This window comes from Marinobacter sp. EVN1 (assembly GCF_000475375.1).
Taxonomy (GTDB): domain Bacteria; phylum Pseudomonadota; class Gammaproteobacteria; order Pseudomonadales; family Oleiphilaceae; genus Marinobacter; species Marinobacter nauticus.
Genome location: NZ_AXCB01000011.1, coordinates 102,266 through 115,536, shown reverse-complemented (window position 1 = coordinate 115,536; position 13,271 = coordinate 102,266). Strand labels below are relative to the sequence as shown.

Sequence of the window (13,271 nt, the reverse complement as noted above, 5' to 3'; positions counted from 1 at the left end):
CGTCATGAGAAATCCGGGCTAGCTGGAAGGCAATAAAAAGCGCCCCAAAATACACGGGGTAGCCAAGTACTACCCAACCTAAAACAAGAACATCATAAGTAAGGAGAGGCGATAGAATGAGCCAAATAAACACACTTGCAGCAATGCCGCTCGCAAGCTTATGGATGCGGGGATATTTATTTTTAGTATCCAGCAGCCGTTGAAAGAGGAGTACATGGAAGATGAAAGTGATTATTCCAGCGAGGAATCCTTGTTTGGGATTCAGGCCCGAAGCATCCACAAAATAAACTACGATATTTGTGAGCAAAGAAGAATAAGCCAAGGCGGAGAGGGATGCCGCTACGTAGATAAGATATACTGAATCTCGGACACTGAAATAAAGAAGGAGATTATAAATCGCCATGATTGCGATCATGGCCAGCAATGCAAATGCCAGAGCCGTGTGAAAGGTCAGTTCCTTCACAAGCTCAAGGTCATTCAGCAGATAGAAGAATGTATTGATGTGAAAAAGCGGCTCGACCCTGATGTGGATCGTGTGGTTCTGCGCTGATGGATTCAGATCCACGGTGTTCAGGGGTATTGCGATGAAGTGGTGCGGTAGTGGCCGGTCTTCAGGGTTGCTCCAGAAATGCACCGGTTCAGCGGTTGTAGCTTTTCCGTCAACAAATGCTGTTACTTTTTGAATATAGGGGTGCAGTAAAAGCCAGGGCTTTGTCGTGAGCTCAGTCTTGCTTATCTCAGCGCGTAACCAGATAAATTCTCTTTTATCATCGGCCCTGAAAGACGTTTCACTAAGAGGTGTCCATCCTTTTGCCGATGAATCGGGACGATCGGCTTTATCCCAGTCGCCCTGAAACACTTCGATTCGGGGTTCCAGATCAAGAAAGCCCCCCTGCCTATCGTCAGCCAGCAAAATGGAAGAAGCAATCAGACAGAAAAAAAGGGTAATAATTCGAGCTTTCCAGGCATCCCTTCCGATTCGATACATCCAGTTTACCTGCCTTGGCCAAACAACTGACTTATTCAATTTAAAACTTTTGACACAGTCACTTGGAACGATGTGCCGTTGAAAACTATACTCCTAAGCCTACTCAAAAGGGTGTTGTATGTATAGTTCAAGGCCAGGTTTTGTAAAGGAATTTCGCTCAGCTCTTCTGTTATTTGCAATGTCCCCATGTGTAACTTTTGCCGCAGGTCTGTCCAATAGTGATCAAAGTGCCAGCACTTCGGCAGTCAGCAATGCCGGCAGTGTCGCCAACCCGGAAAACGCTTCCACCATTTTTTTTAACCCCGCCGGAATGAGCCGGCTTTCCGGTACCAATCTGTCACTCGGAGCAATTCTGTTTGAGATCGATGCCGTGGGCGGGGACTCTGAAACATCGGCGACCCGAGCCAATGGCGATCCGGTTGTCGGCGATGGCGGTGGCGACCACGTTGATACCTTTGCGGTGCCCAATGCCTACCTTACCCATGAAGTGAACGACTGGCTGGATGTGGGGCTGGGGGTCTACGTCCCCTATGGCCTGGGATTTGATTATGGAGAGGCCTTCGCCGGGCGGTTCATTGGCGATGAGATTGAACTGGTGTCCTACGGCGTGAGCCCTTCCTTTTCCGTGAACAGTGGTGAAGGTTTCTCGCTGGGTGGCAGCATCAATGTGCTCTATGCCGATGCCGAGCAGCGTAGCCCGGTAGATTTCAGTGGAATTGAATCCCGCTTTTCCCTTCCTCCCGGAACCTTCAACGATGGCCACGCGACATTGGTTGGGGATGATGTTGCGTTGGAATTCACGGTCGGTGCACTCTGGCAGGCGACTCCGGAAACTTCGCTTGGGTTCTCTGCCCGCACGGGTACCGAATTCAATCTGAAGGGCACAGGCACAATCACCAACTTTCCAACACTGTCAGCCAGCGGCCTTTCTCAAACAACCGTAACTGAGCAGATAGAAGTCCCGATTACGATTCCCCAAAGTCTGAGTGTTGGCGTTGCTCACCAGTGGAACGACGCACTCAAATTGCTTGCCGGGGCAACCTGGGCGAAATGGAGTGATGCGTCTGCGCTGACCGTCGTATCCCGTGAGCCATCGCCGGTGGCTTTTCCCGCCGAGCAGCCACCCGAGGATCAGGTTCAGAACTGGAAAGACACCTGGCAATGGCGGGTTGGTGCAATCTGGCAGGCGACATCGACCTGGTCGTTCAAAGCAGGCTATCTCTTCGATGAATCTCCCGTCACTCTTGAGACCCGTTCCCCGCTGACACCGTTCGATGACTACCATCAGCTTTCCCTGGGTGCGCAGATTCGCGATCTGGCAGGCGACTGGACGGTGGATATGTCTGTTGCACGAGTTTTTTACGAGGGCGATATTTCCATCGACTATGCGGCGACGGATCCTGCGCAGGGACAGACATCATTCAAGAGCGAGTATGATGTGGTGCCGTGGACAGTGGGCTTGCAGTTAAGCAAAGAGTTTTGAAACCGGAGAAAATCAAAGCGGGAAAGTGGTCGGCGTGGCAGGATTCGAACCTGCGACCCCTTCGTCCCGAACGAAGTGCGCTACCAAGCTGCGCCACACGCCGATCAACGGCCGGTATTATACGCATTGGCGGCGGTTTTGCTACCCCTTCCCCGGGCTGGAATTCAAAAATTCTGTCGTGGATTGTCCGGATCGGTGGCAAGCAGAAGCCTCGCCCTGGCAGTGGTAAACCCGGTTGAATGGGCGTATAACAGCGGCGTGGATGTCGCCTTGCCTTGTAAGGCGTTGTGACTGGCCTGTGTCCGGACATCGGAGCCCCCTGCCCTGTGAACATTATCCCCATTGTTCAGATCCTCGGTTTTCTGCTCATCCTGCTCAGTTTCCTCATGACCCTTCCGGTTAACCTGCTGGTATTCGGTGATACGCCGGATTGGCTGGCGTTCGTGAAATCCTCGGTGGTCTGTTTCAGCATTGGTGCCGCGGCTTTGGCCTTGGCGGGGCGGCAGAAACACGCGCTACGCCAGCAGCAGATGTTCATGCTGACGGTGTCGGCGTGGGTTGTGATTCCGTTATTCTCCAGTTTGCCGCTGCTGCTGAGTGATATGAAGCTGAGCATGACCGATGCTTTCTTTGAGAGCATTTCCGGCGTGACCACTACGGGTTCCACCGTTCTTACCGGCCTGGATCATCTGCCGGACGACATTCTGCTCTGGCGTTCGATCATGCAATGGATGGGCGGTATCGGGATCATCGGTATGGCGGTTGCTATTCTGCCGTTTCTCCGGATTGGCGGTATGCGGCTGTTTGCCACCGAATCGTCCGAATGGAACGAGAAAGCGGTGCCCCGCACCAGCCACCTGGCCCGCAGCCTGGTACTGATCTATCTGGGCTTGACGCTCGGTTGCGTGCTCACCTACTGGCTGCTGGGGATGAGTTTCTTTCAGGCGCTGAATCACGCGTTGACCACGGTATCGACCGGGGGCTATTCCACCTCGGACAGCTCCATAGGGCAGTTTGATTCGCCGTCCATTCTACTGGCGTCGACGGTTTTCATGGCCATGGGCGCCATGCCGTTCTTTCTGTTTGTACGGTTTATTCACGGACAGCGACAGCCGCTGTTGCGGGATCAGCAGGTTCGTTTCTTTCTCCGGTTCCTGGTGATTGTCGCTGCGTTGCTGACCATTTACCGTGTTCTGAGGGAACCGGTAGATCCGTTTGAGACCTTTGTTTCAGCGCTGTTCAATGTTACGTCGGTGGTGACCACCACGGGGTATGCTTCTACCGACTATTCCTTGTGGGGCCCTTTTGCGGTGGTGGTGTTTCTGTTCATCACCTTTGTCGGCGGCTGTTCCGGATCTACGTCGGGTGGCATGAAAATCTTCCGGTTTCAGCTGTCCATGCTGTTGCTCAGGGAACAGGTGCGCCGACTACTGCACCCCCATGCGGTGTTTGCCCGCAACTACAACGGGCGGGTGATTGGTGACGATATCGTGGCCTCCAGTGTCGCCTTCTCTTTCATCTTTCTGGCGACGCTGGCGCTGGTGACGGCGATTTTGGGTGCATTGGGACTGGATCTGGTGACCAGCCTTTCCGGAGCGGCTACGGCTTTGACGAATGTCGGGCCAGGATTGGGCGATACCATCGGTCCTGCAGGCAATTTCCAGACGTTGCCGGATGCGGCCAAATGGGTCCTGATGGGCGCCATGATTCTGGGCCGGTTGGAACTGTTGAGTGTGTTTGTGATGTTGTCGCCGGACTTCTGGCGCAGCTGAGTGGAAAAGCAGGACAGGCAGGCCGCTGGTTTATCGTGAACCAGCGGCCTGTGTGTCTCAGCCTGCTGTGGGCAGCAGGGAGATGTCGGCAACCCGCAGGAACAGGTTGCGCAGGCGGTTCAGCAGTGCCAGACGATTGTTGCGCACGGCTTCGTCGTCTGCCATCACCATAACTTCATCAAAGAAGGTGTCGACCGGCTCACGCAGGCTGGCCAGCGACGTCAGCGCACTGGCGTAGTCACCCTGCTCGAACATCGGCAGAACTTGCTGTGCCTGCTCTTCCACCTTCGCCGCCAGGGTTTTCTCGGCAGCATCCTGCAACAGCGCGGTGTCTACGGTCTCGCCGATGCTGTCACCACCCTGTTTGGTGAGGATGTTGGAAACCCGCTTGTTGGCGCCGGCCAGGGCCTGGGCCTCTGGCAGCTGGCGGAAGGCTTCCACGGCTTTTACCCGGCGGTCGAAGTCCAGCGGGCGGGTTGGGCGGCGGGCGTGCACCGCCAGGTACACTTCGGCGCCGATGCCCTGCTCATCATAGTGGGCACGGAAACGCTCCAGCATGTAGTCCACCACGGTGCTGGCGGTGTTCTTCTCGGTCAGCACGGAGAAGTTTTCTTCCGCCCACTCGCAGACCGTCTGCAGGTCCAGCGGCAGTTCACGTTCGATGATGATGCGCAGCACACCGAGAGAAGCACGGCGCAGGGCGAACGGATCCCGGGTACCGGACGGCGGCTGGTTGATGCCGAATAGGCCGACCAGGGAATCGATGCGGTCAGCAATGGCCACCGCACAACCGGTCAGGGTGGTGGGCAGGTCGTCGCCGGCAAAGCGCGGCATGTACTGCTCGTTCAGGGCCTTGGCGACATCGGCATGTTCGCCGTCGTTGGCGGCGTAGTACTGACCCATAATGCCCTGCAGGTCGGTGAACTCCAGCACCATTTCGGTGACCAGATCGGTCTTGGCCAGCATGGCAGCACGCTCGGCCAGGGCCGGGTCGCTGTTGATGGCTTCGGCAATCTTTTTGGCCAGGGCTGCTACCCGTACAGATTTGTCGTAGATGCTGCCCAGCTTGTCCTGGAACACGATGGGCTTGAGTGCCTCGATGCGGTCTTCCAGCCTGGTCTTGCGGTCGGTGTCGTAGAAGAAGGCGGCGTCGGACAAGCGCGGGCGAATCACTTTCTCGTTACCGGAAATCACCTGGGCCGGGTCTTTACTCTCCAGGTTGGCCACGGTGATAAACAGCGGCAGCATCTTCCCGCCGGCATCCACTACGTGGAAGTACTTCTGATGCTCCTTCATGGAGGAAATCAGGGCTTCGGCCGGTACATCCAGGAAGCGCTCCTCGAAGCGCCCCATCAATGGTACCGGCCATTCGTTCAGGGCAGTCACTTCGTCCAGCAGGTCTTCGTCGATTACGGCCTTGCCGCCGGCTTCTTTCTCCGCCAGCGCGGCCACGCCGGCGCGGATCTGCTCACGACGCTCGGCGAAGTCTGCCAGTACGTAGCCTTCCTGCTTGAGCACCACTTCGTAGTCGGCCGGGGTGGGCACAATCAGCTCTTTCGGGCAGTGGAACCGGTGGCCACGGGTCTTGTTGCCGGGCTTGAGGTTCATCACCGGTGCTTCAATCACCTTGTTGCCGTACAACAGAATCAGCCAGTGTACCGGGCGCACGAATTCCGTCTTCCAGGCACCCCAGCGCATGCGTTTGGGAATGGGCAGGGCGGCCAGGGATTTGTCCACCAGATCCGGCATCAGTTCTACGGTGGGCTTGCCCTTCTCAACGGTACGGTACACCAGCCAGGCACCCTTGTCGGTCTCCATGGTGTCGAGCTGATCCGGGGTAATCCCCAGGGAGGTGGCGAAGCCGGTCAACGCCCGGGTGGGGTTACCGGAATCATCAAACGCTGCTTTCACGGCCGGGCCGCGCTTCTCGACCGATTTGTCCGGCTGGGCATCGGCCAGGTCCCGGATACGTACCGCCAGACGACGGGGTGCTGCGAAGCTTTCCACCGCACCAAAGGCCACGCCGGCTTCTTCCAGGCCTTTGACAATGCCCTGGGTGAAAGCGTCAGAGAGGGGCTTGAGAGCTTTCGGAGGCAGCTCCTCGGTGCCCAGTTCGACCAGAAAATCCTGAGTTGCCATGATTATGCGTTCCCCTGTTCCTGCGGTGCCTTGTTGGCTTTCTTGCCCTTTTTACTGGCCTTGGCGTCGGCGGCTTCAGCGGCGGCCAGCACTTCCTTGCGGAGGTGTTCCGGGGCCAGCGGGAAGCCCAGCTTGCGACGGCTCTCGAAGTAGGCCTGGGCCACGGAGCGAGCCAGGGTACGTACGCGCAGGATGAAACGCTGGCGCTCGGTCACGGAGATGGCGTGACGGGCGTCCAGCAGGTTGAAAGTGTGGGAGGCCTTGAGTACCTGCTCATAGGCCGGCAGCGGCAGGCCGGCGTCGATCAGCCGGGCGCTTTCCCGCTCATAGACATCGAAGCTGTGGAACAGGAACTCGGTGTCGGCGTGTTCGAAGTTGTAGGTGGACATTTCCACCTCTTGCTGGTGGAACACGTCGCCGTAGGTAACCACGCCATCCGGGCCATTGGTCCAGACCAGGTCATACACGCTGTCCACACCCTGCAGGTACATGGCGATACGCTCAAGGCCGTAGGTCAGCTCGCCGGTGACCGGATAGCATTCCAGGCCGCCTACCTGCTGGAAGTAAGTGAACTGGGTCACTTCCATACCGTTCAGCCAGATTTCCCAGCCCAGGCCCCAGGCGCCCAGGGTCGGCGATTCCCAGTTGTCTTCGACAAAGCGGATGTCGTGCACCAACGGGTCCAGGCCCAGGGCGCGCAGGGAATCCAGGTACAGCTCCTGAATGTTGTCCGGTGAAGGCTTCAGAACCACCTGGAACTGGTAGTAGTGCTGCAGGCGGTTGGGGTTCTCGCCGTAACGGCCGTCGGTGGGGCGACGGCTGGGCTGGACGTAGGCGGAGTTCCAGGTTTCCGGGCCGATGGATCGCAGGAAGGTGGCCGGGTGGAAGGTACCGGCGCCCACTTCCATGTCCAGGGGCTGGAGAACCACGCAGCCGTGCTGCGCCCAGAAATTCTGCAATGCCAGGATCAGACCCTGGAAGGTCTTGATGTCCGGCGCGGAGTTGTTGGTTGCCTTGTCTGTCACGACGTTTGCCTGCTGGTCAGTCTGTGTATGGGCCCCGGTTCCGGGGCACTCCGAAAATTTGAAAACGCGCATTATACGCTGGCCGGCGCTGCATTTCTAAGTGCCAGCCAGGGTGTTGTTTTGCCTGAGATCAATCAGAAGAACGTGAGGCCCACCTGGAACAGTTTTTCCACATCCCGGATGCGGGATTTGTCCACCAGGAACAAGATCACATGGTCGTCTGGTTGCACCCGAAGATGGTCATGGGCGATGAGCACTTCGTTATGCCGGACGATGGCACCGATGGTGGTGCCGCTTGGCAGATTGATTTCGTCCAGGCGTTTACCAACCACCTTGGAGGAACGGTGGTCGCCGTGGGCGATGGCCTCAATGGCTTCGGCCGCGCCCCGGCGCAGGGCGTGCACATTCACCACGTCACCCCGGCGCACGTGGGTGAGCAGGCTGCCGATGGTGGTCTGTTGTGGCGAGATGGCCACATCGATGTCGCCGCCCTGGATCAGATCCACGTAATCCGGATTGTTGATCAGGGTCAGGACTTTGCGGGCGCCCAGTCGCTTGGCCAGCAACGAGGCCATGATGTTGGCTTCGTCGTCGTTGGTGACGGCGCAGAACACATCGGTATTCTCGATGTTCTCTTCCAGCAGGATGTCCTTGTTGGCCGCGTTACCTTCCAGCACCACGGTCTTGCGAAGGCGCTCGGACAGCATCACGCAGCGTTCATGGTCCCGTTCCAGCAGTTTCACCTGGTAGCGGTCTTCCAGGGTGTTGGCCAGCCGGTAGCCAATATTGCCGCCGCCGCAGATGAAGATGCGCTTGTAAGGCTTCTCCAGCGGTTGCAGTTCGCTCATCACCGAGCGGATATGGTCAGCGGCGGCGATGAAGAACACCTCGTCACCGTCTTCAATAACCGTGTCGCCCTGGGGCATGATCGCCCGGTCCTTGCGGAATATCGCCGCCACCCGGGTATCGATCTTGGGCATGTGGGTGCGCAGGTAGGACAGTTCGTGTCCCACCAGTGGGCCGCCTTCGGTGGCGCGAATGGCGACCAGTCGTGTCAGGCCCTTGGAGAACTCCAGTACCTGCAGGGCACCGGGGTATTCAATCAGCCGGGTAATGTGCTGGGTCACCAGGTGTTCCGGGCTGATCAGAACGTCCAGAGGAAAGCCGCGCAGGCTGTCCAGATCCTTGACCGTATCCCGGTTATAGAACAGCTCCGGCTTGGCCAGATAGGCGCCGGCCCGCACCCGGCAGATGGTAGTGGGGGTCTTGTACAGCAGCTTGGAGACCTGGCACGCCACCATGTTGGTTTCATCGCTGTTGGTGACCGCGATGATCATGTCGGCATCTTCGGCACCGGCCTGTCGCAATACCGTGGGATAGGAGGCCCGGCCGTGCATGGTGCGGATATCCAGCCGGTCCTGCAGTTCGCGAAGGCGGGCGCTGTCGTTGTCCACCACAGTGATGTCGTTGGCTTCGTTTGCCAGGTTTTCCGCCAGTGTGCCGCCTACCTGGCCGGCGCCGAGAATCAGGATTTTCATGGTTCAGGTTTCTCCAGCACGGCATAAAAAAAGCCGTCATGGCTGTCCGGATCTGGGAGCAGCTGGCGCCCGGTATTCATGTCCCGGCCCCAGTCTGCGTCGATGGTCTTCAGCGTTGCCTGATTCTGCTGCTTCAGGAACCGCTGGATTATACGGTGGTTCTCTTGTGGAAACACCGAACAGGTGGCATACACCAGCCGCCCGCCGGGCTTCAGGATAGACCACATGGCCTCCAGCAGGCCAAGCTGGATACTGGCCAGAGGCACGATGTCGGACTCCCGGCGCAACAGTTTGATGTCCGGGTGCCGGCGAATCACGCCGGTGGCGCTGCAGGGAACGTCCAGCAGGATGCGGTCGAAGGGCGTGCCGTCCCACCAGCTGTCGATGTCTGCCGCATCGGCCTGGGTCAGGGTGGCGTGCAGGTCGAGCCGGTCCAGGTTTTCCTGGACCCGGGGCAGGCGCTCGGCGGACTCGTCGATGGCCACCACTTCGTCCAGCTCGCCGCAGGCTTCGAGAATGGCGCAGGTCTTGCCTCCGGGTGCGGCACAGGCATCCAGTACCCGCTGGCCGGGCTTCAGGTCCAGTAAAGTTGTACACAATTGCGCGGCTTCATCCTGAACACTGGCCGCGCCGTCTTCGAACCAGGGCAGGCGGTCGACGGGTACCGGCCGTTCCAGCTGGATGCCGTTGGGCGCAAAGCGCGTGGCGTGGGCCTCGATGCCGGCTTCCGACAACAGGTTCAGGTACTCGTCGCGTTTGAAGCGCAGGGCATTGACCCGCAGGGTCATGGGTGCCTGCTGGTTGTTGGCTTCAAGGATGGCCTGCCAGTCGTTCGACCAGTTGTGGCGAAGCTTCTCCACCATCCACACCGGATGACTGAAGCGGCCACTATCGTCTTTCGGCGCTGGCGCCCCTTCCCGTTCGGCGGCCCGCAGCACTCCGTTGACCAGACCGGTCAGGTGGGGCTTGTCCAGTGCCCGGCAAGCCTCCACGGTTTCGTTCAGTACCGCGTAGGTGGCCTGTTCGCTGTAACGTAACTGAAACAGGGCCACCAGCATCAGGTGGTGAATGATTCGGTCCGGCTTGCGCAGGGGCTTTTTCAGGCGCTGGTTCAGCTCGCTCTCAAGCCGGTGAAACCAGCGGCAGGTGCCATAACAGATAGCTTGCAGCTGTGGCCGTTGTTCCGGTGGTAACTGGTTCAGGGCGGGGGGCAGGCATTGGGATAACGACTGGCCCTGTTCCACCGCCAGCAATACGTTGGCGGCAATGGCGCGGAATGGCAGGGGCTGGTAGGCCATGGTCAGTTCAGCTCCTGGCCTGGCAGCAATACCTGCTTACCACCGTTGATCAGATCGTTGATGCTCTGGGCCTTGCTGCCTGGTAACTGCGCGGAAGTGATTCTGAGCGTGCCGGTGCCGCAGGCAACGTCTACACCGTCCCGCTCCCGGGCAATCACGGTACCGGGACCCTTGTCGCTGCCCTGCTTCAGGGCGCTGGCCTGATGAATACGGATACGTTGCTCGCCAAGATCGGTAAAGGTACCGGGCCAGGGGTTGAACGCGCGAATCAGTCGTTCGATCTCCTGGGCGCTTCGGCTCCAGTCGATGTGGCCCTCTTCCTTCGACAGCTTATGGGCGTAGTTGGCCTCTGCCTCATTCTGGACTTCGCCGGTCAGATCGCCCTTGGCCAGCCGCTCCATGGCCTGCACAACAGCCTTGCCGCCCATCTCGGCCAGCCGGTCATGCAGGCTGCCGCCGGTATCGTCGGCGCTGATGGGGGTGTCCAGTTTCAGCAACATGTCGCCGGTATCCAGGCCCTCGTCCATCTGCATGATGGTGATTCCGGTTTCGGCATCGCCGGCGGCAATCGCCCGCTGGATAGGGGCGGCGCCACGCCATCGCGGCAGCAGGGAGGCGTGAATGTTCAGGCAGCCATGGGTTGGTATGTTCAGCACTGCCTTGGGCAGAATCAGGCCATAGGCAGCCACGATCATCACATCCGGTTGCAGTGACGCCAGTTCCTGTTGGGCCTCTTCTGGCTTCAGACTGACCGGTTGATACACGGGAATACCAGTATCCAGTGCGACCTGTTTGACCGGGCTGGGCATCAGTTTGCGGCCGCGACCGGCGGGGCGATCAGGCTGGGTGTAAACGCCGACGATGTCGTAACCGGCATTCAGCAGGGTTTTCAGGGCGGTGGCGGCGAAATCCGGCGTGCCGGCAAACACAATGCGCACGTTGGTTGCTTCTCTGTGTCGTTGATACGAAAAAACCGGGTCGTAACCCGGTCCTGAATTCGGTCTATGCTGGCAGCGCCTCAGGCGCTCTGCTTGTGCAGCTTTTCCAGCTTCTTGCGAATGCGATTACGTTTGAGCTGGCTCAGGTAATCGACAAACAGCTTGCCATTCAGGTGGTCCATTTCATGCTGGATGCAAACTGCCAGTAGGCCTTCAGCCTCCAGGACAAACTCCTTGCCGTCGCGATCCTTGGCGGTAATCCGGCAGTGCTCGATGCGCTTCACATCTTCATAGAACCCCGGTACCGACAGGCAGCCTTCCTGCATGGCTTCGAGCTCGCCATCCAGCACTTCCACTTTCGGGTTGATGAACACCCGCGGCTCGGTTTTATCTTCGGACAGATCCATTACGATGATCTGCTTGTGCACATCAACCTGGGTCGCGGCCAGGCCAATGCCGCGGGCATCGTACATGGTCTCGAACATGTCGTCGATCAGCGTACGGATGTCATCGGTCACTTCCTCCACCGGCTTGGCGATGGTGCGAAGTCGTGGGTCCGGATACTCAAGAATTTCTCGAATCATAATGCTCTTGCTTCTGGCCTGTGTGTATCGGGCAATCTCTAATGTCAGCCTGTTTGACGGGCTGCCCAGCGTAGAATTTTACCATTTGTAACGCTGTGAAACCGATTGCCGAAATGCGACAGCGTACTGCGCAAATTTTCTTGGTCTGCCTATGATGAATCCATAGATTCCGACAGTATGAACCGTTAATGCTGGCAGAGTTCCCGGGTTCAAGGTAATAACGTCCGCCTGACGGTACCTATTATCCAATAATTCGCCGATTGAGTACAAACTGATCAGTTAATAGTTAAAATCTTTCACGAATGCGCTTCGATGGCTGCAGAAATCACTCGAAGAACAAAAGATAACATCACAAATTCCGGGACTTCTTCTATAGTAACGGGAATAACAACGTAATATGCTGCGGGGATTCTGCGGCGACATTACCGAACGCAAAGATTCAAGGCACGCGATCAAGGACATAAACAATGAGGAAACTGTTGTACGCTCTGGCAGCCTCTGCGCTGCTGTTTACCTCCTGGGCCCAGGCACAGCCGGAGCTGAGGTCTGATCATCCTGAGCGTTACACTGTCGTCAAAGGGGACACCCTCTGGGACATTTCAGCGCGATTCCTGAACAACCCGTGGTACTGGCCGGAAATCTGGCACGTGAACCCGCAGGTTGCCAACCCACACCTGATCTATCCCGGTGACCGCCTGGCACTGGTGTACATCGATGGCAAGCCCCGGATTACCAAGGTCGCGACCAGCGATGTGGTGAAGCTCTCGCCTCAGGTTCGTTCCGAGGCCATCGACACACCAATACCGGCCATCCCCCTGGATGCCATCGCCAGTTTCCTGACAGAAACCCGTATTGTCAGCCCGGAAGAAATTAACGGTGCGCCCTATGTGCTTGAAGGTGAGGACGGCCGCATCATCACCGGTGCCGGTGACCGTATTTACGCTCGCGGCGAGAAGCCGGCCGATCGCGTGGGTATTTTCCGTCGCAGCAAGGAATTTGTGGATCCGGACACCGGCGAGTTCCTTGGCCTGGAAGCCCGGAGCATTGCCCGCGGCAACGTTAATGCCGAAAATGGTGATGTGCTGACCGTAGGCATTACCAAGTCCAGTGAAGAAGTGCGTATTGGCGACCGGTTGCTGGTGAATGAAGATCGCCGGCTGACCACCAGCTTCGTGCCCAGCTCGCCGGATAGTGAGATCGAAGGCAAGATGATTTCTGTCGATGGCGGTGTCAGCCAGATCGGTCAGTACGATGTGGTCGCCATTAACCGTGGTGAGCGCGAAGGCCTGGCGCCCGGTAATGTGCTGGCGGTGCTGAAGGCGGGCAACATGGTTCGTGACACGGTCACCGGCGAAACCATTGAATTGCCGTCTGAGCGGGCTGGCCTGCTGATGGTGTTCCAGGCCTATGAGAAAATGAGCTACGGTCTGGTGCTGCAGGCAACGCGGCCCCTCTCGGTGGGTGACAAGGTCACCAATCCCTGAGGCCGCGCGTTTGATGAGTTGA

At 58.1% G+C, this 13,271-nt stretch carries 10 protein-coding genes and 1 tRNA gene; 3 read left to right on the top strand and 8 right to left on the bottom strand.

Annotated features, from left to right (window positions below; all coding sequences use genetic code 11):
- Positions 1-988: 7TM-DISM domain-containing protein (locus Q674_RS0120580; protein ID WP_031209790.1), on the bottom strand; the 988-nt coding region annotated here is incomplete at its 3' end.
- A 178-nt stretch (positions 989-1,166) separates the two neighbouring features.
- Between Q674_RS0120580 and Q674_RS25080 the strand changes: the two genes are divergently transcribed.
- Positions 1,167-2,471, top strand: coding sequence for an OmpP1/FadL family transporter (locus tag Q674_RS25080; RefSeq protein WP_023008124.1), 1,305 nt, complete (start codon positions 1,167-1,169; stop codon positions 2,469-2,471).
- A gap of 26 nt (positions 2,472-2,497) precedes the next feature.
- Here the strand turns inward: Q674_RS25080 and Q674_RS25075 are convergent.
- A tRNA-Pro gene (locus Q674_RS25075) sits at positions 2,498-2,574 on the bottom strand.
- A 223-nt stretch (positions 2,575-2,797) separates the two neighbouring features.
- On the opposite strand from Q674_RS25075, the gene Q674_RS25070 reads away from it, so the two are divergent.
- Positions 2,798-4,243 (top strand): TrkH family potassium uptake protein, encoded by a 1,446-nt coding sequence (locus Q674_RS25070; RefSeq protein ID WP_023008123.1) that lies wholly within the window; start codon positions 2,798-2,800, stop codon positions 4,241-4,243.
- Between the two features lie 57 nt (positions 4,244-4,300).
- Here the strand turns inward: Q674_RS25070 and glyS are convergent, their stop codons facing one another.
- From glyS to def, 6 genes are all read right to left on the bottom strand, one after another.
- Positions 4,301-6,382 carry a glycine--tRNA ligase subunit beta gene (glyS, locus tag Q674_RS25065; protein WP_023008122.1) on the bottom strand — a complete coding sequence of 694 codons (2,082 nt, stop codon included), beginning with the start codon at positions 6,380-6,382 and terminating at the stop codon, positions 4,301-4,303.
- A 2-nt stretch (positions 6,383-6,384) separates the two neighbouring features.
- Positions 6,385-7,407, bottom strand: coding sequence for a glycine--tRNA ligase subunit alpha (gene glyQ, locus Q674_RS25060; RefSeq protein WP_036149746.1), 1,023 nt, complete (start codon positions 7,405-7,407; stop codon positions 6,385-6,387).
- Between the two features lie 134 nt (positions 7,408-7,541).
- On the bottom strand, positions 7,542-8,945 hold the full coding sequence (gene trkA, locus Q674_RS25055; RefSeq protein WP_014420019.1) for a Trk system potassium transporter TrkA: 1,404 nt from the start codon (positions 8,943-8,945) through the stop codon (positions 7,542-7,544).
- On the bottom strand, positions 8,942-10,243 hold the full coding sequence (rsmB, locus tag Q674_RS25050; protein ID WP_023008121.1) for a 16S rRNA (cytosine(967)-C(5))-methyltransferase RsmB: 1,302 nt from the start codon (positions 10,241-10,243) through the stop codon (positions 8,942-8,944). Before rsmB ends, trkA begins: the two co-directional genes overlap by 4 nt.
- 2 nt (positions 10,244-10,245) lie before the next feature.
- Positions 10,246-11,181 carry a methionyl-tRNA formyltransferase gene (gene fmt, locus Q674_RS25045; RefSeq protein ID WP_023008120.1) on the bottom strand — a complete coding sequence of 312 codons (936 nt, stop codon included), beginning with the start codon at positions 11,179-11,181 and terminating at the stop codon, positions 10,246-10,248.
- Between the two features lie 80 nt (positions 11,182-11,261).
- On the bottom strand, positions 11,262-11,768 hold the full coding sequence (def, locus tag Q674_RS25040; RefSeq protein ID WP_198324811.1) for a peptide deformylase: 507 nt from the start codon (positions 11,766-11,768) through the stop codon (positions 11,262-11,264).
- 464 nt (positions 11,769-12,232) lie between these two features.
- On the opposite strand from def, the gene Q674_RS25035 reads away from it, so the two are divergent.
- Complete coding sequence (locus Q674_RS25035) at positions 12,233-13,249, top strand: LysM peptidoglycan-binding domain-containing protein (protein ID WP_023008119.1); 1,017 nt, start codon at positions 12,233-12,235, stop codon at positions 13,247-13,249.
- The last annotated feature ends 22 nt before the right edge of the window (positions 13,250-13,271 follow it).